A 25,598-nucleotide genomic window follows, 5' to 3' on the forward strand; every position below is an offset into this window, starting at 1 on the left:
GATCTAAGGAGCGTTCAGAAAATATGGAAGCATTTTTCAAATCACTGTATGGCGTAGCCTATTTCGCAATGTCCATCGTGCTGGTCGCCGTCACAGTACTTCTTTTCGTTACAGGTATTCGGCTGTTTATGAAGAAACGCAATCGCGGTTTTGCCGTAAGCTGCATACTGTTTGCCTGTTTCATTGTCTTCATTATTGTGGTAATGCTGACCACGCCCTTCTCCTCCACCCCTCCAGGTTCACCGGAAGCCATGGCTGCCCTGCTGCAACTTGGGTAGAATACCTGTCTAGAAGGAGATGCATATGAACTCAAAAGGAACCCTCGGCATTATCGATATTGGCTCCAACTCCATTCGTCTCGTCATTTACGAACTGGATCATGAAGGAGCTTACCGGATCATTCATGAAGATAAATATGCTGCCCGCCTCAGCAACGTGGTTGAAGAGGATGGACAGATTCTGCGTCATTCGCTGGACCAAGCCATCACGGTCCTGCAGCAATTCAAGGCTACTTGTGACGCATTCCAAACGAAAGTCATCCGTGCTGCGGCAACAGCTGCCATTCGCAATGCACGCAATGCTGCGCAGATCATTGGCTGGCTTGAAGAGGAGACTGGACTTGAGATCGAATGTGCCTCCGGGGATCAGGAAGCGTATTACGGCTTTCTTGGGGTTATTCAGTCTATTGACCTGCAGGAGGGCTATGTGGTGGATATCGGTGGCGGCAGTACGGAGGTAACCGTATTTCGTGATCGCAAAAGACTCCACAGTATCTCTCTGCCCATTGGTGCCGTAAACTCGCATGCCAGGTATGGCGGGGAGGATTCCTGGTCTGAAGCAAATGTTCATGCGCTGTGCAATGATGTCATTCAGGCACTGAAGGATCAGGATTGGGTCCGTCAGCATCCAGGTCTTCCGCTCATCGGTCTTGGAGGTACCATGCGTACTCTGGCCAAAATTGAGCAAAAAAGAACACAATACTCTTTACCCGTAACCCACCACTACGAGATCAGTGCTCCAGCGATGGAGAACCTGTCCAAATCCCTGCCTTATCTGACATCTGGTCAGCGCAAAAAGGTGCCTGGTCTGGCAAAGGACCGTGCTGACATCATTGTGCCAGGTGTTCTGATTCTCAGAACGGTCTTTGAGATGATTCAAGGAGATCGTTATGTTGTAAGCGGAGCGGGACTCCGAGACGGAATTCTACGTGATCTGATGGAGCCCTACCGGCCAGCTGCTCCTACTGCACTTGAGGACAGCATCCGCAACTTTATTCATTTTGGCCCGCCAGTTCCGGAGAAGAAGTTGAAACAAATCCATCAGGATGCAACCGTGCTCTATAAGGCATTGGATGGGGACACACCCAAACCAGCAGATGCACGAATCCTGTATACCGCCTGCATGCTTCATGGGGCAGGAAAACAAATCAATTATTTCCGTTATCCTCAGCACTCGGCGTATTGGATCATGAATGCGGGCATATACGGACTTTCACACCGGGAGACCGTGTTGACTGCTATTGCAGCCGATTATCATCCCAAAAAAAGAACGCCCCAGCTGCTGAATAAGCACCGGGACATTCTGAAGGATTCGGATGAACAACACGCTCACCGACTGGGCTCCATCTTGCGCATAGCCGAGGCTATTCATCGTTCAGAGCGAGTCTCTGCGATACGTGTAACCAAAGAAAACGGCTCGCTGCAGATCAAACTCATCTGCTCAGCTGAGCCGTTACTGGAAATGCATGGCCTGGAAGAGGCCGCCAAGGATCTGGAAGAAGCTTGGGACGTTAAGTTGACATACTCCACTCTGCAGGCTTCCAAGGAATAATGCCCATTGCCTCCGTCTGACTTCTCAGCGGGGGCTTTTCGTTTTCCACAAAGACATAATTGCCGCCAGGCATCAATTCCCTTGCCTTCACATTGTCATTCAGGGACAGATTCAGGATGTCGACAAGCATCTTCTTGAGTGACGGGTCAAATACCGGGCACATCAGTTCAATTCTCCGTTTCAGATTCCGGGTCATCCAGTCCGCGCTGGAGATATATACATCCGGGTTCCCGCTGTTCTCAAAGTAAAACAGGCGAGAGTGTTCCAAAAATCGATCCACAATACTGATCACCCGAATATTTTCGCTGAGTCCCTCAACACCTGGGCGAAGGCAGCACACGCCGCGGACAATTAAATCGATCTGTACACCAGCCTGGGATGCAACATATAATTCATCAATCATATCCTGGTGAGATAACGAGTTGATTTTGGCAATAATGCGGGCCCGTTTCCCCTTAAGCGCATGCTCTGTCTCCCTCCGTATGAGTGAAAACAGTTCATCCTTCATGCCATCCGGAGCAACGCGGAATGCCTGCATGGCCTTCGGTCCCGAATAACCGGTTATTTCATTAAAGAGTTCCGAAGCATCTTCACCAATGATCGGATTGGAGGTGAACAGTCCTACGTCAGTGTAGACCTTCGCCGTACTCTCGTTATAGTTGCCTGTTCCAACGTGCACATAGCGTCTTAAGCCATTCTGTTCCCTGCGCACAACAAGAATAATTTTTGCATGGGTCTTCAAACCAACCAAACCGTATACAACGTGACAGCCTGCCTTTTCCAGCTTGCGCGCCCAAGCAATGTTGCGTTCTTCATCAAAGCGTGCCTTCAACTCCACCACAACGGTCACTTGTTTGCCACTCTCTGCTGCATGAGCCAGGGCCGGGATAAGACGTGAATCCCCGTTTACCCGGTACAATGTCATCTTGATCGCCATGACTCGTGGATCTTCCGATGCCTCAAGGACAAAATCTGTGACGGGTTCAAACGATTCATAAGGATGATGCACGAGTACGTCCCGTTTGCGCAGCAGTTCAAAATGGCTCTCCCTGGGTAAAAATTCCGGTGGATACACCGGCTGAACCGGGCTATATTTCAAATGAGAGAAGCCCTCGATGCTGTCTACAAATCCAGCCAGGAAACTCAGATCCAGCGGACCATCAATTTCATATACCGGATCCTGAATCTCGAATTCCTCCTGCAATTCAAGCAGTGCATCTGAACGAAAATCCTTACGCACTTCCAGCCGAACAGGAGCTCCCCGGCGACGACGCCGCAATTCCTTCTCGATGGCTTCCAGCAAATCCTCCGCTTCCTCTTCATTAATGGAGAGGTCCGCGTTACGGGTCAGCCTGAATTCCTGCACAGCCAGCGGAATATATCCGCTAAACAGGGTATGTGTATGATGTTTAATTAGATCTTCTATTAAAATGAATGTTTTCTTTTTGCTGTTTGCACGCAAAGGTACGGGAACGACACGAGGCAGATTGGATGGTACCTGAACAATCGCAAAAAACGGTTCATCCTCCTGCTCCTCTTCCTTCTGAAGCATCACGGCGAGATAGACCGATTTGTTATGCACCAGTGGAAATGGTCGGCTCTGATCCACGGCCATGGGTGTTAGTACCGGGAAAATAATATCGTGAAAATATTGATCCATTGCCCGTTGCTGTGTTCCATTAAGCTCGTTATACTCTTGTAGAACAACTCCCTTTTTGGCGAGCAGGCGAATCAATTCCCGATACGTTTTATATTGCTCAGCCACCATGGCACCTGTTCGTTTGATCAATCTCCGGTATAAACCGGACGGGGTGTATCCTGAGAAATCCTTTTGGGTAAACCCTGCTTTAATTTTCTCTTTCGTCTCTGCTACCCTTACACTCATGAACTCGTCCAGATTACTGGCTACAATTCCGAGGAATCTCAACCGCTCCAACAGAGGTGTGGTGGGATCCTGAGCCTCCTGAAGCACACGACGATTAAATTCAACCCAGCTTAAGTCACGGTTAACATAGTTGCCTGTTTTAATATCTCTATGCATGTATGGCCTCCGAATGTATTGCATATCAATCCTTGTTTAGTTGGTTCGACTATAATTGTACTATCCGTGATTGGATACAAGCGTCATCGCAGTGTAAAAGCAGTGTAAAATTTATGTAAATGATACCTCATGACGATAACTTTTTCCATCCCTTTACAAAGTACAGTAGACAGAGTAAAGTGAGGTACAGTGCGATTTGGTCCGGGTTGCTGTTCTTCTTCCAAATACGTCGTTATTAAAGGAGTATATAATGAAATCGAATAAACCTAGAACGTTACAAAAAAATATAGAGTTTTTCACTGCCGCCCTCTCCCAATGTGTCGTAACGGCATGGCAAGAGGACCCGGCTGGTGTATATTGCGAAGTGGGTCGCGGGATTGTCGAGCGGATCAGCGAAGATAGCGTGCGTATTCGTAACGAGAACGGAACGAAGAGTCATTATGCACGAGATATGACGATGTTCCAGACCGAAAAATAATTTGCGTTAATACGAAAAAAAGACTAGCTTTCCGAAACCAGGTATTGTATACTCTTGCCACAAGGAAAGGAGGTGCGTCAACATTTCTAATCACATGTTGAACGTGTCCCTTACCCGATCCACTAGCTCAAATTAAATGAGACTGGTGGAGGCGCGGGATACGGATCAAGGTTTTAATAAGCGCCACGGGTAGAAAGGCCGTCTTCGGACGGCTTTTTTTATTTGTCCTTTTTTGTGTAAGAGTGGTTTAAAAAACAACCAAAATATTGGAAATGAACCCTGTAGTGGCACAGCACCTCCCGCCTATAATTAGATTGCAACTCATTCTAATATTCAGGGAGGAATATTTTAATGGTCAGATTTGTAAGGGGTTACAAAACTTCGATTGTCCTTGTTCTCATTTTGTTGTTCACTTCCATTATGCTGCCGGCAGGTCAGCATGCCGGCGCAGCTCCCAGCTTCGCCAAAGGGGCGGATATCAGTTGGGTACCGGGCATGGAAGCGCAAGGTTACAAGTGGAAAGACAAAAATGGTGTACAGCGTGACATTATTGATATTTTGAAAAATGATTATCAGATCAATTCGGTTCGTATTCGGGTGTTCGTTAATCCGTCCAATGATTATGGCAACGGATATATGAATAAGGATCGCGCCGCAGCTTTGGCACAGCGGGCCAAGAATGCGGGCATGAGCGTCATGTTGACTTTACACTATAGTGATTCTTGGGCTGACCCTGGTCAACAAACCAAACCGGCTGCCTGGAAAAATTACACGTTCCAACAGCTGATGGATGCGGTATGGAATCATACACGTGACGTGATGACGGCCATGCAGAGCAAAGGGGTAACGCCTGACTGGGTGCAGATCGGAAACGAAACGAGCAACGGCATGTTATGGGAGGACGGCAAGGCTTCCACGAACATGAAAAATTACGCTTGGCTGGTGAACACAGGCCATAATGCCGTTAAGTCCATGAGCACTGGAACCAAAACAATCGTGCATTTGGCAGGTGGAGACGATAACGCACTGTATGTATGGAATATTGGTGGATTAATCAATAATGGCGCTAACTTCGATATGATTGCCATGTCCCTCTATCCCTCGGCTTCCGGCTGGAACACAGCGGTGACGAACACGGTGAACAATGCGAAAGACCTGATCAATCGCTACGGCAAAGAAATCATCATCTCGGAGATCGGCATGGACAATAATCAGGCTGCTGCAGGCAAAAGCTTCGTGGCCGCCATGAAAAATCAAATCCGCAACCTGCCAAACGGCAAAGGAAAAGGCGTATTTTACTGGGAGCCGCAAGCTACTCCAGGGTATAACGGTGGTTACGGCAAAGGCGCTTGGCAGTCGAATATGATGCCGACAGTGGTCATGGAAGGATTTATCGACTAGGCATAGCCGAGTATGCGAAGAGGCGCTGATCCCCGTGTGGGGCAGTGCCTTTTTTACGATGCCTGGGCTGACATCGTTGGTTTTTTTGCATGCATACGAATATAATAAGCTACTAGAGAACTTATCAGTTCTAGAGGAGGTTTAGGGATGAGCTTTTTAAAAGGATTAGGCCAGTTCGCAGGGGAAGTTACCGGAAAAGTACTTGGCGGCAGCGTAAGGGTTGTCGGTGAGATCGCAGGCAGCCCCTTCATTAAGGAGGTTGGCAACGGCGTAGAGAAAGCTACGATTAACACGGGGAAAACGGTAGGACAATTAGCAAGTGGTACATATGATCTGGCCAGCGGTGCCATTCGAAAAGATGATGCTGCGGTCGAGGCAGGACTTGCCGATTTGGGAGATGCCGTGACCAACACGGCAAAGGGCGTTGCCGTTTCAGCCAAATATGTATATAACGGTGGCAAAGATGTTGTCGTAGGCATGAAAGAAGAAGATATGGCCCGAGTGAAGCTTGGCGCCAAGCATCTTCTGGCTGCGGCCGCAGTGACTACTCTTGCTGTGGGTGTCATCGATGCCGTTGATGGTGCTGATGGTATGGATACGGTAAGCATTGCCGAGCCCACAGATATCATCTAATCCGCCGAAAATTCAGTAAAACGTATACTTAATTCTTTCGCAGCATTAGCTACATCCACAACTCTATTATAAATGAACCGGACGCTGATCTATTGAACTGATCAGCGTCCTTATTAGTTTTATGGCTAAACAGGGTTACTTCGCTTCGCCTACGACAGTAAAGCGTTCGTTTTTGTGTTTTGCATTTTCAATTTCATCCACTAAGGCAATGGCATAGTCTGCATAGCTGATGTAACTTTTGCCTTCACTATTCAGAATGATGTGATCTTTACCCGTTTGATATTTCCCAGTGCGTGCACCATCTGGATTGAAGAAGCTTGCCGGGCTAAGGAATGTCCATTGAATTCCGGAGGATGCTTGCAGGTCCTGCAGGTTTTTCCCTTGGTTTGTCGCTGTTGGTTTGTATGCATCAGGGAACCCTGGCGCATCAACGACACGCAGGGAGTGCGTCTCATCGGTGAACAGACTGCCAGCCCCGCCTATTACGATCAGGCGAGTTTGAGGAGCATCTTTCAGAATGTTGATCAGAGCCTGTCCCACTTCTACATGCAGATGTTCTTTTCCGGCAGGTGCACCGAATGCATTAACGATAACATCAAATGCCTGAGCATCCTGCGAAGTAAGATCGAATACATCCTTCTCCAATACGTTCAGGCTTTTGTCTTCCACCTTGGATGCGTTACGTACAATTGCAGTTACTTCATGGCCTCTGCTCGCTGCTTCTTTCAGGATCAGATTACCTGCTTTGCCTGTTGCGCCAATAATTCCGATTTTCATCACTATCTCTCCTTTAAGTTTGATTTGTGGTATAACTTATATTGTAACTATATTAGTTACAACTAACTTTGTCAACTATTCATCCATGTCAAAAAAGATTGTTTCTTCAAAACAAAAAAGACCCTGATAGGTTATCCAATTACAGACGATCCTCATCATTGCGGGTCTTCAATTTAGGGTTCACATATATTATTGCCCGTCCAGAGCTTCATGTTCGTTCTCTTGCTCCATGGTCACTTTGCCTTCTCTTTGAATCGACTCGTACGCCGCCAAGGCAATGGAAGTGGCCAGCAAACCGTCTTCCCCGGTCACGGGAACACCTTTTTCAGCTACAAGAGCATCCACGAAATCCTGCAGCATGTAATAATTCATACGCTCTCCCCAGTAGCTCCATCTTGCTTTATCCTCCAGATCGCTGTATACCCCATTCGTCTGTGCAAAAGCATCCATATGTATGACACCTTCCGTACCGATGATATCCAGCTTCATATCTCCCCAGAACGGATAGTTCCGGTTTCTCGACCAGCTTGTATCAATGAACGCAATCATTCCCTGTTCGAATTCGATATGCACCATCCCCGAATCTTCCACTTCCAGATCATGAAACAGGTGCCCTTGCTCCGCATATACCGCTAGCGGTTCCCGCTTAAACAACCATCGAAGCAGATCAGCGATATGAACCGTATGATCCAAGATTGCTCCACCGCCGGATAGAGAAGACTCCACAAACCATCCTTCTGGTGCTGTCCCGCGATTGTATCCTTTAACCGCAACGACTTGCCCTATGTCTCCTCGTTCCAGCGCCTTCTTCGTCTCCACTACGGCAGGCAAATATCTGCAGGGGAATGCAGTCATCAGCTGCACCCCGTATTTGGAACAGATTTCGATCATAATCTTCATTTCATCCATAGCTACTCCAAGTGGTTTTTCACATAAAACATGCTTGCCCGCGCGGGCACTATCCATGACCATGCTCGCATGATTCACATTCTCTGAACATATAATCACAGCATCAATCTCAGGGAGCTTCAGCATATCGCGATAATCATCGTAGTAGGAGAGATGCCCATGTTCAAGAAGGCTCTGGACCCGCTCCCTGTTCTCATCAGCGATGGCAACGACCTCCGCATTCTCAATCGCGGCAAGCTCACGATAGTAGCTGAAGGCATGAGAATGTGCGAAGCTAATCATACCAATACGTAGCCGTTTCATCCGATTAATCCCCCTTTTTCCTCGAAACCCAACATGTTTACAGGCAGTCCGCTATGAGCAGATTCGAGTGCAGCCCGTGCAACCTTGGAAGCCATACAAGCATCCTGGAAAGTGACCTCCGGCTGAGACCCGGACTGGATACATTGGATGAAATGAGACAATTCACGGTCATAGGCAGTTTGAAACTCAGGACTTTTCCGTAAAACGATAGGTGTATGCTCCCTGCTCGGGTCTGCCCCTGCCGTTGACATGCGCTCCGCTGATCCCACAGCCCGATGAATCATCACGGATTTGGCCACTTCAGAATTGGCATGGATGACTCCCCGATCGCCTGCGAATTCCATTGCTGTCTGAAATGGTCCCGGGTATCCCCACATGCCTTCCAGATTGGCAATGGCTCCCTGTTCGAATCTCAAGGTTACCCAGGCATAATCCAGGTGAGGAGAGGTTCTACGCTGGGCATATACGGAGCGCACCTCTCCAAGCAGGCTGCGCATATAATCAATGTCATGGATCATTAGATCCATAATGACACCACCGCTGTCCCACTCATTGTTGTACCAGTTCTTCATCAGCCCCGGATGGGGCCCGATACGTCTGGCGTGAACAACCCCAGGCTTTCCTATTACCCCAGCTTTGATCTGACGGGCTACATCAGTATAGGCAGGGAAAAAGCGGCCCACATGGGCAATCAACAACTGCACCTGATTAGCACGACAAATGACATCCATCATTTCAGCTTCTTTGGCCGTTGAACTAACAGGCTTCTCACAGATCACATGCACGCCCGCTTCAGCAGCCATCACCGTATACATACAGTGCAGCGATGTAGGCAGACAGATGCTCACCACATCCGGACGCCCTTCATCCAGCATATCCTCGAAACGGCTGTACGCCGTCGTTCCACATGCATTAGCCAGCCTGACTGCTTCGTCCTCCTCGACATCACAAACACCCACCAGTTCAACGTCTTTCAACTTGGCATAACTTCTCGCATGAACTCCTCCCATCGTTCCACACCCCAGTACAGCAACTCTCACAGCTTATCCCTCCTTCATTCAGGTCTTTGTTCGAGTCTTCAATTCATATCTTATTCTGTCTTATATCTGTCATAGGCTGCTTGATATACCTTCATATACTCCTCCAGCCCCATCTTGTTTAGGGTGTTCACATACTCATCCCACTGATCAAAACTTGCGCTTCCATTCACGAATTTCGCTTCCATCTCGGTCACGTAATCCTGTATGTCTTTGCCGACAGAGGACATGAATTCGGATTCCTCCTGCGTGAAGTTAAAGTTATACCAGATGTCTTCTACAGCATGATCTTTCGCCTTGTCGGCTGCCTGTAGTGAGCTTGGTAGAGTTTCCGAACCTTTGAAGTAATCTTCTTTAACCAAACCCGGGTAGCTACCGCCGAGCCACGTAAAATATTTGGCTAAGGCCTGATCCTGGGTCAGCCCGTCCGGATTCGATGTGATATCCTGCGTATACTGCAGATTTCCTTCTGCATCCTTTTCATAGGTTTCCCCTTCTTTCCCCATAAAGTAGAGCAGGGCTCCTTCATCACTATAGAAATGATCCATCCAGCGGATCGTGGCTTCAGGATTCTCGTTTTTGTCCGTAATCGCAAAGGCGCCCACATGCACCATAGGCACTTTCACATGGGAATACAACTGTTCGCCGTCAGGGCCTTCGAGGGCTCCAAGACCGATGAAATTCTTTTGCCCCATCACTGTCTCCGGATTAGGCACCGTTGTGGCACCAAGCGTTCCTGCCTGACCTTTTGCATTCAGGGCTCCGCCATCCAGTGTAAATATCTCGGGATCCAGCAGTCCTTCCTGATGCAGCTTGTTCACATATTGCAGCACTTCCTTGTACTGAGGCAATGTTTTGGTGAAGCGAAGCTCACCTGTGCCGGGTTCCACATCAACCAACTTGTGTCCAAGTCCACGGTTACCAAGGCCCCATGCTCCTTTGACATGATCAATAATGCCCGTAATGCCTGTTGCGCTAAAAGGAATCTCATCGTTTTTGCCGTTACCATTGAGATCCGTCGTTTTGACGGCTTTCAGATATTCATAAAAGCTCTCGGTTGAATCCGGTTCTTCCATGTTCAGCTGCTCCAACCAATCTTCATTAATCCACAGCGGTGCACCAATCAGCATGGATAATAGTGCCGGATCATAGAAGGACGGCATGGAATAGATGTTTCCATCCGGCATCGTCAGTCCTTTACGAATATCGGGGTACTGTTCCATTAACCTTTTAAAATTTGGGGCATACTGTTCAATCAGATCATTGAGTGGAAGAAACACACCCTGGGCACCATAGCGGGTCAATTCATCCGAAGTCACACGAGCCGAATAAAATACATCCGGGTAATCTCCACCTGCCAGAGCCAGGTTCCTCTTCTCGGTCAGAGTCTCAAAGGGAACCAGATTGAAGTTTACTTTGACGTTCGACATCTCACTATACGTTTTCCAGATCAGCGTTTCTTCAAATTTGCTTCCATTGGTGGTCGATTTTCCTGTAAAAAAATCCAATTCAATCGGTTCCTTCACGACCGGCATGCCAGTAGCATTCAGATTGGCCTGACTGTCCTGACCCTGTTCTGACGGCGTCTCTCCTGAACCGCAACCAGCCATTATTCCCGCTGTAATTACAATGGATAAGGTCAAGCTGCCCCACTTTTTAAACAACATCCATATGCACTCCTTTATAAAAAATGAATTATGATTTACCCTTTAACTGCACCAATCATGATTCCTTTAATGAAGTACTTTTGCAAGAACGGATACAGAATCAGCATAGGCAGGTTCGTAATGATTACAGCGGCATATTTGATGGCTTCAGCATCCATCATACTTCTGGCCAGGGAGTCGTCACTGATATCCACCATCTCTTGCATCTGTCCCTGAACCAGAATTTCGCGTAAAAACAACTGCAGCGGATACTTGTCCCGGTCTGACAAATAGATTAAGGCATTAAAATAACTGTTCCAGTGCCCCACCGCGTAAAAGAGAACCATTACGGCCAATACCGGGCCGGATAAGGGCAGAACAATTCGCAGCAGCACCTTCATGTTCGAACAACCATCCATAAAAGCAGCTTCCTGAATTTCCTTCGGGATAGAATTCTGGAAGAATGTCTTCATAATCAACATGTTCCATACAGACAATGCCGACGGAATAATCATGACCCAGAAGGTGTCAAGCATCCCAAGATCCTTGATGAGCAGATAGGTTGGAATCATCCCGCCACTGAAAAACATCGTAAACACAACCAGAATGGTAAAAACCGTTCTGCCTCTAAAATCGGGTCTGGATAACGGGTATGCTGCCGCAATGGTCATCACCAGATTAAGCATGGTTCCCGCAACCGTGTATAACAAGGTGTTTCCATAGCCCTTCATCAGTTCGCTATTCGCAAACAGACGTTCATAACCAACCAACGAGAGGTTTTTGGGCCACAACCAGACTTCCCCGCGCATCACATTTTCCGGATTACTGATCGACGCAATCCCCACAAAAAACACGGGATACAATACCACTACAGATACCAGCGCCAGAGCTGCATAGATCATCCATTCGACTGCCCGGTCACCACGACTTTGTGCCATCCCCTCACCTCCCTTACCATAGACTGCTCGAGCTGACTTTGCGGGCAATCCGGTTAACGGTCAGCAGCAATATAAAATTGATAACCGAGTTGAACAGGCCCACAGCTGCAGAGTAACTGTACTGCGCACCCAAAATACCGCTGCGGTATACATTGGTTGCAATAACGTCCGATGCTTCCATATTCAACGCATTCTGCATCAGGAATACTTTCTCAAACCCCACACCCATAATGGACCCTACATTAAGAATTAAAAGCACGACCATGGTTGGAGCAATCCCCGGAATGTTCACATGCCAGATGCGTTGAAGCCTGGTGGCTCCATCCACCTTGGCTGCATCATGCAGCTGTGGATCTACTCCGGCAAGCGCGGCCAAATAGATGATCGAGCTCCATCCCATCGTCTGCCATATACCTGACCACACAAATATACTCTTGAACCAACCCGGCTCCGTCATGAACGAAATGGCTTCTCCACCCAGAGCGGTAATTGCCAAATTAACTAATCCACTGACAGGAGACAGGAACATCATAATCATACCGACCATAACGACCGTTGATAAAAAATGAGGCATGTAGGTCACTGTCTGCACGAATTTTCTGTACTTCCCGGATCTGACTTCATGGATCATTAACGCAAGTAAAATGGGAATAGGGAAGCCAACAATTAATTCGTACAGACCAATGCCAAGCGTATTTTTCATGATTCGCCAAAAATAAAAGCTGTCAAAGAACCGTTCAAAATGTTTGAATCCTACCCATGGACTTCCGGTAATGCCTTTGTTGGCGATAAAGTCCTTAAACGCAATCTGCACACCATACATGGGTACATAATGAAAAACAACAAAGTAGATGATGACAGGCGAAAATAACAGATACAAATCCCAATTTCTACGAAACGAACGAAAACGGGATTTCTTCGCACGGCTTCCACTCACTCGACTCCCGTGTGCCTGCTCGTTAACGGATGTCGTCTGTTCCAAAATCAGCAATCCCCCCTTTTTTGCCTGCCTTATTACGACGGGCTTGGCTGCACTTCGAATGTTACAGCCCTTCGGCGCGATTGGGTATAAACCGTTTTTGAGATTCTGGTCTATCCTTGCGAAATTTACATAATTCGTGATTATTCCTGAAAAAACAGCCATTTTCGCAAAAAAGGTATAGCTCCTTTTTACAGTGCGTTCATATTTTACTCCCTGCGTTTTAACAGTTCACGCGTAGAATGGGCCAGATAATCTTGTTCTCTCTAGAAGAATGAAAATGAGGGGTTGTCTTATGAACTGGATCATGAATAAAAAACGAACCCTGTTTTTCAAAATATTTGTCAGCTTTTTGGCGATTATATCGCTGTTCTGCCTATTCTATATTCTGATTTATTATGTATTCAAAACGAGCCTTCAGGAGGAAATCGTTCAGAACAGTCATAACGAAACAAAGAACACAGCGGAACGCTTCTCCAATCACATGGAGCAAATTCAGATCATGCTGTTCCATGTGTACAACAATCAGGATCTGGTTGCCTTCAATCGACAGCTCCAGAGAGTGGGCTTTCAACAGGCGGACTACCTAAAGGCAAAAAATGTAATGAAGGATATTCGGGGATATGTGTATAATTCGTTGTTTTTGCTGGAAGATATTATCGTCCATTTTCCCAATGAACGCTTGTCGCTCGGTAAATCAGGAAGTGGCAGCTCGGACTACATGTTCAATACATCCTACCAAAGCGACATCTATTCATTGGAACATTGGAATACACTCAGCTCGGAGCCCAGTACGTTCCTGATTTTGCCAGCTGCCTCCTTTCAAATGAAGGCAGGTTCTCCCGAGAGCAGACTTTTGCTGCCGTATACGTTCAAAAACCCTGGCTCTGCTTATCAAATCATTGCCATGATTGATATACGGAAAGCCGTACAATCCTTTTTCGGTACCACGGACGGACATACTTTGACCATTACAGATCAACAGAGCAACATCCTGTACCACTCAGGTTCCACTTCAGCAGAAGCAAGGATGCCTGTTTTTCAAGAAGGGGAGACAACACACAAGCAGAATGGGAGATATTATTTCAAAGCGGAGGCTGCTGATGGGCTTATCTATATCACATCACTGGCAGATACACGTATTACAGACCAGCTGCAGCGATTGACCGGTTATATGATTCTTATCTTTGTTTTTTCCCTTTTGGCAGCAACTCTGGTATCCCTTTATCTAAGCCGACGTCTGCATACCCCGGTCAAGGATATGTTATCCTCGCTGCTAGACCGTACATCACTAAATGATGTCGGTGAATTCAGGCAGGGAGAGAGTCACATTCTGGAATATGATCTCATTCAGAGCAGAATTGGGGAGCTAAAAAAAGAAAAAGATACAATTGTTGCCAAACTTAATCGCCAGAACGCCATTCTAACCAACTACTCCTATATGAACCAGTTGAAGAACATCAATACGGATCTTAGTGAGTGGAACGATTTTCTGGCAGATGGAGGAAGTTATCAGATAGTGTATTACGATATTCGTTTCCGAATATCAGAGAAAGGCACTATGCCTCTTGACCGGGAACGGGCGGTTCGTCACTTGCTGGATTACATTCATCTGCAAACGAAAGAGAAATTCCATGCCAATCACACGTTCCAAATGGAGAAAAACGAGATTGTCTCTGTATTGAAGGAAGCTCCAGCCTCCCAGCTTCAAACGCTGTTAGAACAGCTTAAAGCAAGCCTTGATGAGGAAAAACATTATTATGTCGTGACTATCTGTACCCTTCCAGCTACGGATCAACCGACTAAATTCAGTGAAACCTATCAGCAATTACGGGACCTGGCTTCAGAAGCTCGCTTGCTGGACGAAACCCAACTAATCAGCGAGGCACGTCCCCTGCCCGATTTGGATCAGCCTTTGGTAAAGCGGAGACGTGACTTCGATCAGGCACTGCACACACTGGAAGAAGAAGCCTGCATGGAATGGATTCATCAATCGCTCGTCTATTACGGCAAAAAGGATGCTAGCGTGGTGCAATTCAGACAATTGGCTCTCTCTATAATGAGTTATATCGTTGAAATCATGGATCAGCAGCTGTCTTATAAAGCCTCTGGAGTACCAATGCGTGAATGGGAAGATATGCTTCAGGATTGTCATACGCGGGAAGATTATGAGACTGTTTTCAAGCACATCGTTAACTCTGTTTTGACCATCATGCGTGACAGCAGACTTCCTGCACCCGAAGAACCTGCCATCGCCATGTTTTACGAAATCATCAACTCTCATTATATGGAGGATATTTCACTCGAATATCTGTCCGAGAAACTGAATTTGTCAACGACGTATCTGTCTGTGTATATCAAAGATAAAACCGGCATCAACTTCAGCGAGCATTTGCAAAAAATTCGCATGCGCAAAGCCTGCGAATTGCTGGCTACGACGAACTGGACCATCAACGAAATCAGTGTCCGCGTCGGGTACCAGAATATCACTTCGTTTAATCGCCTTTTCAAAAAGACAAATGGCATCTCGCCTGGTGCCTACCGAAAACAACATTTTATGGAAGTCCACCAACAGCGGAAACATGTGGACTGATGTTTTCTGAGCAGTGAGCAGGACTAGACCTCCTGCCACGACAAAAAGACCTCTATCACGTAATTAGTTAGACTATTACGTGATAGAGGTCTTGATTCATAATTTGTAGCAGATGTCTTAGACATTTAAAGTCTTAACAATCCTTATCCGGTACTCCAGCTTCTTCACGCGTACGGAAAGAAGAACCGCAGCCGCATGTCGCAACCGCATTCGGGTTATGGATGGTGAAGCCGCCGGACATACCGGACTCTTCAAAATCAATTTCAAGACCATTCAGATATTTCAGGTTTTCTTTCTCGACTACAACCTTCATATCGTGAATATCCATATAAATATCCTCATCGGATTCTTTATCATCAAAGCCCATGGCGTACGAAAATCCGGTACAACCTCCCGGTGCGACGCCCAGACGCAGGAACATGTCAGGTGTCTCTTGCTGTGAAAGCATCTCTTTCAATCGCTCGGCAGCTGTTTCGCTGATGCTAATCATGCCAGGTCACTCTCCTTTTCGTTAACTCTCTTTAAATTATACTCCACCCCGTCAAGAGGCTCAAGCCATGTTTATCCCTATTCTGTGTCTGTCCTGGCTCCTTTTTCTTGCCAGTGTATTGAACCCCCGGGACACGAGGTTTATAATGGATAGGTGATCGCTCTGAAATGTCAATATTTTGTCATGACTTATTCAAATGATGATCATATATGGAGTTGTAATTTTTTTCACATTTCGAGACTGCCACGCAGTCCCCAATGCATATAGAGTCATCAGACTCACTTTTAGATTTTACAACCATTCGGCCAAAAACTTAAAGAAAAATTCAGCTTTACACATGCAGCATATGCTGCACCGGGTAATGGAGGGTTAGTCCTCTAAAGAGGCGGCAGATGACCGCATCTTTTTTATGTAGTTCTGTAAACAAGACCTACATTTAACTCAAATCCGGTTAAGAACAGGAGGAAACCAAATGTCTACATTGGTAACACCATTCACAGACAATAGAATGGCGGAAATCGTTGAGAAAGTGCAGAACGGCGTAAGGCTGAGCGTAGAAGACGGCGTCTATCTGTATCAAACGGATGATTTGCTGACTCTCGGCCAACTGGCCAATGAGGCCAACCTGCGCAAGAACGGCAAGAAAGTGTATTTTATTGAAAACATGAGTCTTTACTTCACTAACGTTTGCGAAGCACACTGCGCTTTTTGTAACTTCCGCAAAGACCAGGGCGAAGAAGGTTCCTACACGTTGTCGGGAGAGGAAATGATCGAGTACGTAGAGCAGCATATTCACCCGGGCGTACGTGAGTTCCATATTGTAGGCGGACATAATAACCATGTGCCTTTTCAATATTATGTCGATTCCCTGCGTGCTTTAAACGAAAAATATCCGAATGTAACATTGAAAGCTTATACGGCAGCAGAGATTGATTTCTTCACTCGCATCAGCGGACTCAGCATTAAGGAAGTACTGCAGGAGCTGCAAAAAGCAGGCCTGAAATCACTGACAGGCGGCGGAGCAGAAATTCTGTCCGATGAATACCGCAAAAAAATGCGTGTCGACAAAGCAAACGTGGATCGCTACCTTGAGGTACACCGTACCGCTCATAATTTGGGCATGCGTACGCATACTACAATGCTGTATGGATCGATTGAATCTTACGAGGATCGCGTTAACCACATGGCACAAATTCGCGAACTGCAGGATGAAACCAACGGTTTTATGGTATTTATTCCACTCTCCATGCAGCCTAAGAGCAAAAATGCCAGCATTATGCGCCGTAACTCGGCGTACGAGGATCTTAAAACCATTGCGATTAGCCGCCTCATGCTGGATAACATTGACCACATTAAAGCATACTTCATCAATATCGGTCCACAGCTGGCTCAAGTCGCTCTTGGATTCGGTGCTTCGGATGCACACGGCACCATCGTTCGCGAACGGATTAGTCATGCCGCAGGAGCCTTAACGCCTGAAGGTCTCACCCGCAAAGAGCTCATATGGCTGATTAAGGGCGCTGGTCGCATTCCTGTTGAACGCGATACCTTCTACAACGAAATTCAAGTATACGAATAAACCTGCTGCATCGTCTCGATAGCCTCTTTCATCCATAACAGGAGAACGACCATTCGAATCGATGCATCAAGTGGGTATAATACCTCTAATTTTAGACTCCACAATTTTCGATATAATAATTACAATAAAACATAAGGAGCAGCTATGTGAAAGCATAGCTGCTCCACAGGTTACAGCCCCGATCATACGGGACTGATGCAGAAAGGAAGCCGAGTCATGAAAAATTTCGTCATTCTCGGGGGCGGCTATGGCGGCCTCACGATCATCAAGGAACTTCTGGAAGGCAAAATTCCGTCAGATACACAAATTGTGCTGGTGGACCGGAGCCCCTTTCAGGGATTGAAGACCGAATATTACGCACTCGCAGCAGGCACCGTATCCGACTATGACCTGCGCATCCAATTTCCAGTCCATGAGAAAGTCACTTACCGTTATGGAGAGGTCACTTCGATTGATCTGGAACAGCGTCAGATTGAATTTGAAGGCCAGGATCCTTTGGAGTATGACAAGCTTGTCATCGGACTTGGCTGTACAGATCGATTCCACAATACTCCGGGAGCTGAAGAATACAGCTGTACCATTCAAAGTTTTAGCAAAACGCGGGAAACCTACCTCCGTCTGAACGAAGTTAAAGCTTACGGACACGTGCATATTGTTGGTGGTGGCTTGAGCGGTGTCGAGATGGCTGCCGAACTGAGAGAGAGCAGACCCGATCTCAACATTAGTATTCTGGACCGAGGTGAACGCGTATTATCGGCATTCCCGCAGCGATTGTCCGCTTACGTGCATGAGTGGTTTAACGAACATCAGGTAGAGACACGCGGACATGTCGCCATCTCTCGTCTTGAAGGGAACGCGATCTATAACCGGGATGAAGAAATTCTGACGGATGCTGTAGTATGGACAGCTGGCATTCAGCCCGTTAAAGTTGTGCAGGATCTCGACGTTACAAAGGACCCTCAGGGCCGGGTTGTACTGAATGAGTATTATCAAATTCCTGAATACACAGATGTTTATGTAGTCGGTGACTGTGCCAGTGTACCTTATGCACCAAGCGGTCAGGCTGCAGAAGTACAGGGTGAACAGATCGCTCATATTCAGCATGCCCTCTGGAAAGGCGAAAAGCCCAACCCGCAGCCGCTCAAGCTCCGTGGCACGCTAGGTGCACTCGGCAAGAAGGCTGGGTTTGGGCTGATGGGCAAAACGTCCATGATGGGACGTGTACCTCGTATCTTGAAAAGCGGCGTGCTCTGGATGTCCAAGCGTCATCTCGGTTAGTCGAGATCGAGCTCATTCCAGGCATCGGCTTCGGCAATTTTAGCCAGAATGGCGTTATATAAATCTTCCACTTTGTCCGTGATGACAACTTCACCATTGACCAGTGCAAAAGGAGTCATATAACATTGGCCACAATTGCTGAGGCAGCCGTATTCTATCACATCATAGTCTGGATTCTCTTCGAGTTGCTCCATGACTTCATCTGTGCCAAAATGCATATTGTTGGCACAAAATTCAATAATCGGTCTCATGTAGGTTCACCTGCTTTGTTTGACCATTTTAATTTACGGCCAATTGTAATATAATATATAGAGGAAAGGAGTTGAAAAATATGAGCGAAAACGCACAAAGCACCATGTATGATGAGGTATCTGACGTGCTTGACAAACTTCGTCCGTTCCTGCAACGCGATGGCGGTGACGTGGAACTGGTCGACGTGGAGGACGGCATCGTTAAGCTGAAACTGGTCGGTGCCTGCGGCAGCTGCCCAAGCTCCACCATTACCTTAAAAGCCGGGATTGAACGCGCCCTTCTTGAAGAAGTTGACGGTGTCGAAGAAGTCGTACAAGTATTCTAATCAATCCTTCACGAAATAAACCTCAAGAGCCTTTCGCTTCAATTGAAGCGGAGGGCTCTTTTTTTGTGCGTTTCCTCTATTGTCCCTCTTCACGCTGGATGGTTGGACGTATGGGATCGAGCCCGCCCGAAACATCCATAATGTTGCCTGTAATAAAATCGGAGTGATCCAAGCACAAATACGTAATCACCCGTGCAATATCTTCACCGCTCCCAGGACGTCCTCTCGGCGTCTCCTGATCGGTTATGCCAGCTAATTCATCAATGGTTTTTTCCTTATTGGCCCCCCGGATATCACCGGGACACACCATATTCACCGTAATGCCGTAAGGAGCCTCCTCCACAGCAAGCGTCTTTGTAAAGGATACCAGACCTACCTTCGCAGCAGCGTAAACTGCACGATGCGGCCAGGATCGCGCCTCTCCCGCATGGCTGAAACCAAAATGAATGATTCGGCCCCACTTTTTGCGTCGCATCTCCGGAAGCACGCGTTGATCCAGAAGCATGGGTCCAAGCAGGTTCCCTTGTACCAACATCTGAGTCTCGGCCTCCGTATAGTCTGCAAACAATCGGCGTTCGCGAACGAAAGGTCCTGCATTATTCACCAGTATATCAATACTGCCCAGCTTGACTTCAACCTGTTCTACCAACATGGCGATGTCTTCCGTTTTGGAAATGTCTGCTTGAATGGCAATGCACTGTACACCTTTTGCAGTGATCTGGGCCTGAAGTGCTTCAGCTTCGATACGGCTGTGCACATAATTCAAAGCAATATGGCATCCCTGATCTGCCAGACGGAGGGCCGTCATTTTTCCAAGACCTTTGGCACTTCCCGTTATGAGGGCAATCTTCCCCTTCACGTCCATCCCCCTCTTCAAAGAGCAGTCACTCATCCAGTATAAAAGATTTATCAGCCCCTCACAACTTGCATCTCCCTTTATCTAATAAATCCCTTTTAATCCAAAAATACCTTGATAGAAAACCGTATCATATGTTAATGTCGATTAGGCTAAAGAATCAACATTAAAGGTTTGATTAAAATACATAACGTTTGAAAGGGTCCCGAAATGAAGAACAGCAACCAAGGTTTTATCACCTTCCTACTGGTATTATTGCTCATGTTTCCTTTAACACATCTCTTTGCTTCGTCAGTCTTCGCTGCAAGCGAAACTACCCCATCTCCTTATGAATATGAATGGATTGATGGACCTGCTTCCGTCTCCTTGGATGATAAGGCAACTCTTCAACTATCCAAGGATCATTCTTTTTTGGACAAAGCCAACACTCAACGTTCTATGCTAAACAGTGGTTCCAAACCTAATGGCAACGAAATTGGGAGTCTATACAGCACCAGTGAGCATGGATCATGGTATGTGGGGTTTGAGTACGTCAAAACAGGGCATATCCATGATAACGACCAGAACTTAGATGCTGAAGAATTGTTAAGCAGTTATATCCGAGGCACAGAAGAAGAAAATAGGGAACTCGCTCCTGAAGATAAAATATCTATTACGGGGTGGGAAATTGAACCAACATATGACCCTACCAAGCGTCAATTGGTTTACTCCATTGGTTTCAAGGACGCTAATGAGCAAGCTATGGTCAACTACAATGTAAAGTTTCTGACACGTGAAGGGTACATTACGGCCATTCTCGTTACAGATCAGCCTAGTTTTGAACAAAATCGCCAGGCATTCGAAGATGTGGTTCTGAATCAGCTTAGCGTTAATCCAGGGAACACCTATGAAGATTATGATGAATCAACGGATAAAACATCTACCGTGGGACTCAAAAGCATACTGGTAGGCGGGATCGGTTACACTGCCGGGCAAAAATTCAGTATTTTGCTTTTATTCAAAAAAGGGTGGTACGTTATTCTTCCTATCTTGGTTATCCTATTCTGTTGGCTGAAATTCAGACGGAGGAAGCAAGGGACAGATGATGATACATTATCCCCTAATGAAAAGGCCTATCTGCAAGAAGCAGATGAACAGCAGTATGCCGATCAGAATGAATTGTCCTACTATAATCGGAAATCGGTGCACACATCTCCTGAAAATAAACAATAAGGATCATTTGCGTACACCAATCAATCCAAGAACAAAAAAACCGAGTAACTCTCAGGCAGAGAGGCTCGGTTTTTTCGTATATCACTCAACTCAAATGGATTGGATGGATTGGCAATTTAGAATGCAGGTTCAACTGCACCTTGATAACGTTCCTTGATGAAGGTTTTAACTGCTTCGGAATTCAGGGCAGCAGCCAGCTTCTTAATCGCATCAGCATCCTTGTTGTCTTCACGGGCAACGAGAATGTTGGCGTAAGGATTGCCTTGCAGATCCTCGATAAGCAAAGAATCCTTCTCCGGATTGAGGTTAGCTTCAAGCGCATAGTTGGCATTAATGAATACCAGATCGGCTTCATCCAGTTGACGAGGCATCATGGCTGCATCAAGCTCAATAATATCCAGGTTTTTCGGATTAGCTGTAATATCCTGAATGGTGGATGCAATGTCAGTATTGTCTTTCAGCGTAATAATTCCTTCTTTTGCAAGCAGCAGAAGTGCACGACCACCGTTTGATGGGTCATTTGGAATGGCTACTTTCGCACCGTCTTGGAGTTCATCCAAGGATTTGATCTTTTTGGAGTATCCAGCAAAAGGCTCAACATGAACAGGGGTTACCGTAACGAGATTAAAACCACGTTCTTTGTTTTCTGTGTCCAGGTAAGGCTGATGTTGGAAAAAGTTTGCATCCAATTGTTTATCGGCAAGCTGTTGATTCGGCTGAACATAGTCGTTGAATGTTACAACCTGCAACCGAATGCCTTGAGCTTCCAGCTCAGGTTTGATGCTCTCCAGAATTTCAGCATGTGGTGTCGGTGAAGCTCCCACTTTCAGTTCCACCGTACGCGGTGCGCCTGCCTCATTATCTGCGCCGCTGTCGGAATCCTTGTTGTTTCCGCATGCTGCCAGTACCGCAATCAACATTAAGCTTAGCAGTGCAAAAGACCATTTTTTCATGTGTAAAACCCCTTCTCCAATAATTTTTTTGTTGCATCTTTGCATTCATTCGCTATTGAATGGATGCAGTATGCTATATATGTGTTATTTCCGGGTGAAAAGTTTAACCAGTTGATCGCCAAACATTTGCAGAACTTGTACGAGAATAACCATAAATGCAACAGAAATAATCATAATTTCATATTGGTATCTGAAGTACCCATAGTTAATTGCAAGCGTTCCGAGTCCACCGCCGCCAACCATGCCCGCCATGGCTGTGTACGATACCAGCGTTACAATTGTGATTGTAATTCCCGCGAGCAGACCAGGCAGTGCCTCAGGAAGCAGTACACGTCTTACAATTTGTCCGGTGGATGCTCCCATGGCCTGAGCCGCCTCGATGACGCCACGGTCTACTTCACGAAGCGTTGTCTCAACCAACCTTGCGAAGTAGGGAGCGGCCGCGATCACGAGGGGCGGTATGACGCCAAGTACCCCAGTAGCTGTACCCACCAGTGAACGTGTAAACGGAATGAGGGCAACTATCAGAATGATAAATGGGACTGATCTCAGTATATTCACAATAATGGATAACACGGTGTAGATCGTACGTGACTGGATGGAAGCCGATCTTGCTGTCATGAATAGCAGCACACCCAGCGGCAACCCGATAATGATGGTGAACAAACCGGATGCTCCGAGAATTTGCAATGTTTCAATGGAGGCCTTGCCGATCTCTTCCCAGCGTACAGTTGAAAAATCCATATTAACGAACCACCTCCACATCAAGCCCTTGCTCTTTCAATTCCTGCACAGTCCGGCTGATCGCATCCGCATCGCCTTCAAACCGCACGGTCAACTGGCCATATGGAATCTGTTTGATCCTTGAGATCGTTCCTTGCAGAATGGCGAAGTCCACTCCGGTCTGACGAACGGTTCTCGACAGAATGGCTTCATACGTCTTCTCGCCCAAAAACGAAATTTTGACCAATTGTGATCGGCCATCCTGCTGTACTGTTCCTCCCGCATGTGCCAATGCTGCCTCTTCCAAGAGAAGCTCAGACTCGTGATCACGCTGCATGAAGTCACGTGTGATGGCATGCTGTGGTTTAAGGAAGACATCTGTTACAGGGCCTTGCTCCACAATCCCCCCCTGATGAATGACAGCAACTTGATCACAAATGCTCTGAATAACATGCATTTCATGCGTGATCAAAACAATCGTGAGATTGTATTTCTGATTAATGTCCAGCAGCAGCTTCAGAATCGAAGCTGTCGTCTGCGGATCAAGGGCAGATGTTGCTTCGTCACACAGCAGAACGGCAGGATCACTGGCAAGTGCCCGGGCGATACCCACTCTTTGTTTCTGTCCACCTGACAGCTGTGCCGGATATTTGCTGCTATGATGCTCCAATCCAACGAGAGTCAGCATCTCCTTCACCTTGCGGTCAATATCAGCTTTAGGTGTATTCACGAGCTTTAGTGGAAAAGCTACATTGTCATAAACTGTAGCCGAGGATAACAGATTAAAGTGCTGAAATATCATGCCAATCTTGCGTCGCTGCTTCTGCAGCTCTGTCTTATGGAGACCGGTTAGGTTGACTCCATCTACCCATACCTCACCAGATGTTGGTCTTTCGAGCAGGTTGATACAACGGATCAATGTACTTTTCCCTGCACCGGAGTGTCCAATCACTCCGAATATTTCACCTTTACCGATCATTAGATCCAAATCGGCTAGGGCTGTCGTTTGTTTTGAACCTCTGCCATACGTCTTGGTTAATCCTTTTAATTCGATCAATATGACTTCTCCTTCCCACCGCCTACATGTATCTTTACCCGAATGAAAGGAAAACTCCCCTCTGACATATAAAAAAGAGCCCTTTTGCAGAAACAAAAAGGGCTCTTCACGCGAAAGAATATACCTTCTCATCTGCCAAAATCGTGCTGTGCACCATTTTGTAGGAATTAGCACCTAACATCTATAAAGTATGACTGGTTGTCATGTCATTATAAATCGGTTGCCGGGCTTCATCGGGCCTGTCCCTCCGCCGCTCTCGATAAGAAATATTAAATTTATAAGTTCAGTGGTAAAATGTAAATGGTATGCATGTTAATGTCATGTATGCTTAAGTAGAACTCAGTATAATCCAAGTATTCCGCTTTGTCAAAGGTAAATATTACACAATCATTTTGCGAGTTCTGACATGCCCTGCTTGTGCCACATTTTGTTGATGTAACCATAAGATGCTTTTAGCGTTTCGCAAACCATATCCACGCCCTGACGCAATTCTTCCAGGTGCTGATCCAGATCTTCAAGCGTCACTTTCCCCTGCAACGTTTGATGAAGCTGCCACAGGTCATCCTGCATCTCGGAATTCATGTAGTGAATTTCCATATTCCGTCGTTTGCGCAGTTTGCTCATCGGTTCCCGATATGCATCCTTAATTTTGATTAATTCAACAGCAAGATCATTATGCATTTTCGAATAGCCAAACTGTCTCATCACGGTAAAATACGAAAAATGGGATTTCACCTTGGATGTATTCAGATTAAAAATTTCATTTAATACCGTGCCTGTCTTATCTAGAATGGCAAAACAACGAATGAACCCATCCTTGTAGAAGTACACGTATCGGGCATACTCGGCCTTCTCCTCAATGGTCATATCATCGGTGGAGCCAGCCCTGACCTTCTGGCGAAAGTGGGAAGCAGCGAAGCAGGCCTGCTCCAGCTCATCCAGCGAGGAAATCAATCCCTGCGTCCATACGTACAGTTTGCGATAATCGTGAGTCGGGTCCCGATTCATATCCAGCTGTCGTTGTAACAGACCGAGTGTCTCCACCATGGACTCGATCGCTTCTTCCAACACGCCCTCATTCTGGCGCGGCAATTCACCCAGCAACGTTCGCAGCATATACAGCCTCCTCTTTCCACTCTGCTGATCAATAAGATGATTTATAATATTAAACCTAATCGGAATCAGAGTAAACGTGTGGTCGCTGCTTACATTAGGGTGCCCTGCCCCGCCTGACATCAAACAAAGCCCACCTGCCCAATGATGTGCATTATTGGATGGCGGACTTTGCATTTGGAAACCATGAATGAC

24 protein-coding genes and 1 riboswitch are annotated in these 25,598 nt (G+C 46.6%); of the genes, 10 read left to right on the top strand and 14 right to left on the bottom strand.

All coding sequences use genetic code 11. The features are described 5' to 3' along the window. The first annotated feature begins 23 nt into the window (after positions 1-23). Together CHI14_RS24430 and CHI14_RS24435 are read left to right on the top strand one after the other, a co-directional pair. Positions 24-278 (top strand): hypothetical protein, encoded by a 255-nt coding sequence (locus CHI14_RS24430; protein WP_095292088.1) that lies wholly within the window; start codon positions 24-26, stop codon positions 276-278. A gap of 25 nt (positions 279-303) precedes the next feature. Then, positions 304-1,830 carry a Ppx/GppA phosphatase family protein gene (locus tag CHI14_RS24435; RefSeq protein ID WP_095292090.1) on the top strand — a complete coding sequence of 509 codons (1,527 nt, stop codon included), beginning with the start codon at positions 304-306 and terminating at the stop codon, positions 1,828-1,830. Here the strand turns inward: CHI14_RS24435 and ppk1 are convergent. After that, positions 1,790-3,871: a polyphosphate kinase 1 gene (ppk1, locus tag CHI14_RS24440; RefSeq protein WP_095292092.1), complete on the bottom strand. Its 2,082-nt coding sequence runs from the start codon at positions 3,869-3,871 to the stop codon at positions 1,790-1,792. The genes CHI14_RS24435 and ppk1 overlap by 41 nt on opposite strands. Positions 3,872-4,121: 250 nt before the next feature. Here ppk1 and CHI14_RS24445 point away from each other — a divergent pair, with 250 nt between their 5' ends. The 3 genes from CHI14_RS24445 (at position 4,122) to CHI14_RS24455 (ending at position 6,383) form a co-directional block, all read left to right on the top strand. Further along, positions 4,122-4,349 carry a hypothetical protein gene (locus CHI14_RS24445; protein ID WP_095292093.1) on the top strand — a complete coding sequence of 76 codons (228 nt, stop codon included), beginning with the start codon at positions 4,122-4,124 and terminating at the stop codon, positions 4,347-4,349. A 420-nt stretch (positions 4,350-4,769) separates the two neighbouring features. Next, on the top strand, positions 4,770-5,750 hold the full coding sequence (locus CHI14_RS24450) for a glycoside hydrolase family 53 protein (RefSeq protein WP_337034629.1): 981 nt from the start codon (positions 4,770-4,772) through the stop codon (positions 5,748-5,750). A 147-nt stretch (positions 5,751-5,897) separates the two neighbouring features. Next, on the top strand, positions 5,898-6,383 hold the full coding sequence (locus CHI14_RS24455; protein WP_095292096.1) for a hypothetical protein: 486 nt from the start codon (positions 5,898-5,900) through the stop codon (positions 6,381-6,383). A 135-nt stretch (positions 6,384-6,518) separates the two neighbouring features. On the opposite strand, the gene CHI14_RS24460 is transcribed toward CHI14_RS24455, so the two are convergent. The 6 genes from CHI14_RS24460 to CHI14_RS24485 form a co-directional block, all read right to left on the bottom strand. Then, positions 6,519-7,160, bottom strand: a complete 642-nt coding sequence (locus tag CHI14_RS24460; RefSeq protein ID WP_095292097.1) for an NAD(P)-dependent oxidoreductase — start codon at positions 7,158-7,160, stop codon at positions 6,519-6,521. A 189-nt stretch (positions 7,161-7,349) separates the two neighbouring features. Beyond that, positions 7,350-8,372, bottom strand: coding sequence for a Gfo/Idh/MocA family protein (locus CHI14_RS24465; protein WP_095292099.1), 1,023 nt, complete (start codon positions 8,370-8,372; stop codon positions 7,350-7,352). Further along, positions 8,369-9,412, bottom strand: coding sequence for a Gfo/Idh/MocA family protein (locus CHI14_RS24470; RefSeq protein ID WP_095292100.1), 1,044 nt, complete (start codon positions 9,410-9,412; stop codon positions 8,369-8,371). The genes CHI14_RS24465 and CHI14_RS24470 overlap by 4 nt, the downstream gene beginning before the upstream one ends. 50 nt (positions 9,413-9,462) lie before the next feature. Next, a complete protein-coding gene (locus CHI14_RS24475; RefSeq protein ID WP_095292101.1) occupies positions 9,463-11,076 on the bottom strand; it encodes an extracellular solute-binding protein in 1,614 nt (537 codons plus the stop codon). A 35-nt stretch (positions 11,077-11,111) separates the two neighbouring features. After that, the gene (locus CHI14_RS24480) at positions 11,112-11,993 is read right to left on the bottom strand and encodes a carbohydrate ABC transporter permease (RefSeq protein WP_095292103.1); all 882 of its coding nucleotides are present in this window, start codon (positions 11,991-11,993) and stop codon (positions 11,112-11,114) included. A 13-nt stretch (positions 11,994-12,006) separates the two neighbouring features. Beyond that, positions 12,007-12,930 (bottom strand): ABC transporter permease, encoded by a 924-nt coding sequence (locus CHI14_RS24485; RefSeq protein WP_249281230.1) that lies wholly within the window; start codon positions 12,928-12,930, stop codon positions 12,007-12,009. 349 nt (positions 12,931-13,279) lie between these two features. Between CHI14_RS24485 and CHI14_RS24490 the strand changes: the two genes are divergently transcribed. Next, positions 13,280-15,565, top strand: a complete 2,286-nt coding sequence (locus CHI14_RS24490) for a helix-turn-helix domain-containing protein (RefSeq protein ID WP_170948262.1) — start codon at positions 13,280-13,282, stop codon at positions 15,563-15,565. Between the two features lie 133 nt (positions 15,566-15,698). On the opposite strand, the gene CHI14_RS24495 is transcribed toward CHI14_RS24490, so the two are convergent. Continuing rightward, positions 15,699-16,055, bottom strand: a complete 357-nt coding sequence (locus CHI14_RS24495) for a HesB/IscA family protein (protein WP_095292107.1) — start codon at positions 16,053-16,055, stop codon at positions 15,699-15,701. Positions 16,056-16,527: 472 nt separating this feature from the next. Between CHI14_RS24495 and mqnE the strand changes: the two genes are divergently transcribed. Beyond that, entirely contained in the window at positions 16,528-17,634 is a 1,107-nt protein-coding gene (gene mqnE, locus CHI14_RS24500) for an aminofutalosine synthase MqnE (protein WP_095292108.1), read from the top strand. Positions 17,635-17,850: 216 nt separating this feature from the next. Further along, positions 17,851-18,912: an NAD(P)/FAD-dependent oxidoreductase gene (locus CHI14_RS24505; protein ID WP_095292109.1), complete on the top strand. Its 1,062-nt coding sequence runs from the start codon at positions 17,851-17,853 to the stop codon at positions 18,910-18,912. Here the strand turns inward: CHI14_RS24505 and CHI14_RS24510 are convergent. Next, positions 18,909-19,163, bottom strand: coding sequence for a YuzB family protein (locus CHI14_RS24510; RefSeq protein ID WP_095292110.1), 255 nt, complete (start codon positions 19,161-19,163; stop codon positions 18,909-18,911). The genes CHI14_RS24505 and CHI14_RS24510 overlap by 4 nt on opposite strands. A gap of 80 nt (positions 19,164-19,243) precedes the next feature. Between CHI14_RS24510 and CHI14_RS24515 the strand changes: the two genes are divergently transcribed. After that, positions 19,244-19,489, top strand: coding sequence for a NifU family protein (locus CHI14_RS24515; RefSeq protein WP_062324083.1), 246 nt, complete (start codon positions 19,244-19,246; stop codon positions 19,487-19,489). Positions 19,490-19,565: 76 nt separating this feature from the next. On the opposite strand, the gene CHI14_RS24520 is transcribed toward CHI14_RS24515, so the two are convergent. Further along, on the bottom strand, positions 19,566-20,348 hold the full coding sequence (locus tag CHI14_RS24520; RefSeq protein ID WP_095292112.1) for an SDR family oxidoreductase: 783 nt from the start codon (positions 20,346-20,348) through the stop codon (positions 19,566-19,568). Positions 20,349-20,555: 207 nt separating this feature from the next. Between CHI14_RS24520 and CHI14_RS24525 the strand changes: the two genes are divergently transcribed. Continuing rightward, entirely contained in the window at positions 20,556-21,557 is a 1,002-nt protein-coding gene (locus CHI14_RS24525) for a DUF2167 domain-containing protein (protein WP_095292113.1), read from the top strand. 116 nt (positions 21,558-21,673) lie between these two features. Here CHI14_RS24525 and CHI14_RS24530 read toward each other — a convergent pair whose 3' ends face one another. The 4 genes from CHI14_RS24530 to CHI14_RS24545 all read right to left on the bottom strand — a co-directional run bounded on the left by CHI14_RS24530 (position 21,674) and on the right by CHI14_RS24545 (position 25,406). Continuing rightward, entirely contained in the window at positions 21,674-22,510 is an 837-nt protein-coding gene (locus CHI14_RS24530) for a MetQ/NlpA family ABC transporter substrate-binding protein (protein ID WP_095292115.1), read from the bottom strand. Positions 22,511-22,594: 84 nt separating this feature from the next. Next, entirely contained in the window at positions 22,595-23,254 is a 660-nt protein-coding gene (locus CHI14_RS24535; protein WP_170948264.1) for a methionine ABC transporter permease, read from the bottom strand. Position 23,255: 1 nt separating this feature from the next. After that, positions 23,256-24,290 carry a methionine ABC transporter ATP-binding protein gene (locus CHI14_RS24540; RefSeq protein ID WP_095292117.1) on the bottom strand — a complete coding sequence of 345 codons (1,035 nt, stop codon included), beginning with the start codon at positions 24,288-24,290 and terminating at the stop codon, positions 23,256-23,258. A gap of 125 nt (positions 24,291-24,415) precedes the next feature. Beyond that, a riboswitch (SAM riboswitch) is annotated at positions 24,416-24,556 on the bottom strand. A 121-nt stretch (positions 24,557-24,677) separates the two neighbouring features. Beyond that, positions 24,678-25,406 carry a Cthe_2314 family HEPN domain-containing protein gene (locus tag CHI14_RS24545; protein WP_095292119.1) on the bottom strand — a complete coding sequence of 243 codons (729 nt, stop codon included), beginning with the start codon at positions 25,404-25,406 and terminating at the stop codon, positions 24,678-24,680. Positions 25,407-25,598 lie beyond the last annotated feature (192 nt).

It is taken from the genome of Paenibacillus sp. 7516 (assembly GCF_002272715.1).
GTDB classification, from domain to species: Bacteria; Bacillota; Bacilli; order Paenibacillales; family Paenibacillaceae; genus Paenibacillus; species Paenibacillus illinoisensis_A.

Coding starts and splice junctions, on each gene's coding strand:
- CHI14_RS24525 (WP_095292113.1), top strand. CDS start 20,556: ATGAAGAACAGCAACCAAGGTTTTATCACCTTCCTACTGGTATTATTG.
- CHI14_RS24455 (WP_095292096.1), top strand. CDS start 5,898: ATGAGCTTTTTAAAAGGATTAGGCCAGTTCGCAGGGGAAGTTACCGGA.
- mqnE (WP_095292108.1), top strand. CDS start 16,528: ATGTCTACATTGGTAACACCATTCACAGACAATAGAATGGCGGAAATC.
- CHI14_RS24490 (WP_170948262.1), top strand. CDS start 13,280: ATGAATAAAAAACGAACCCTGTTTTTCAAAATATTTGTCAGCTTTTTG.
- CHI14_RS24545 (WP_095292119.1), bottom strand. CDS start 25,406: ATGCTGCGAACGTTGCTGGGTGAATTGCCGCGCCAGAATGAGGGCGTG.
- CHI14_RS24465 (WP_095292099.1), bottom strand. CDS start 8,372: ATGAAACGGCTACGTATTGGTATGATTAGCTTCGCACATTCTCATGCC.
- CHI14_RS24505 (WP_095292109.1), top strand. CDS start 17,851: ATGAAAAATTTCGTCATTCTCGGGGGCGGCTATGGCGGCCTCACGATC.
- CHI14_RS24515 (WP_062324083.1), top strand. CDS start 19,244: ATGAGCGAAAACGCACAAAGCACCATGTATGATGAGGTATCTGACGTG.
- CHI14_RS24510 (WP_095292110.1), bottom strand. CDS start 19,163: ATGAGACCGATTATTGAATTTTGTGCCAACAATATGCATTTTGGCACA.
- CHI14_RS24430 (WP_095292088.1), top strand. CDS start 24: ATGGAAGCATTTTTCAAATCACTGTATGGCGTAGCCTATTTCGCAATG.
- CHI14_RS24475 (WP_095292101.1), bottom strand. CDS start 11,076: ATGTTGTTTAAAAAGTGGGGCAGCTTGACCTTATCCATTGTAATTACA.
- ppk1 (WP_095292092.1), bottom strand. CDS start 3,871: ATGCATAGAGATATTAAAACAGGCAACTATGTTAACCGTGACTTAAGC.
- CHI14_RS24535 (WP_170948264.1), bottom strand. CDS start 23,254: ATGGATTTTTCAACTGTACGCTGGGAAGAGATCGGCAAGGCCTCCATT.
- CHI14_RS24445 (WP_095292093.1), top strand. CDS start 4,122: ATGAAATCGAATAAACCTAGAACGTTACAAAAAAATATAGAGTTTTTC.
- CHI14_RS24460 (WP_095292097.1), bottom strand. CDS start 7,160: ATGAAAATCGGAATTATTGGCGCAACAGGCAAAGCAGGTAATCTGATC.
- CHI14_RS24495 (WP_095292107.1), bottom strand. CDS start 16,055: ATGATTAGCATCAGCGAAACAGCTGCCGAGCGATTGAAAGAGATGCTT.
- CHI14_RS24530 (WP_095292115.1), bottom strand. CDS start 22,510: ATGAAAAAATGGTCTTTTGCACTGCTAAGCTTAATGTTGATTGCGGTA.
- CHI14_RS24450 (WP_337034629.1), top strand. CDS start 4,770: ATGCTGCCGGCAGGTCAGCATGCCGGCGCAGCTCCCAGCTTCGCCAAA.
- CHI14_RS24435 (WP_095292090.1), top strand. CDS start 304: ATGAACTCAAAAGGAACCCTCGGCATTATCGATATTGGCTCCAACTCC.
- CHI14_RS24480 (WP_095292103.1), bottom strand. CDS start 11,993: ATGGCACAAAGTCGTGGTGACCGGGCAGTCGAATGGATGATCTATGCA.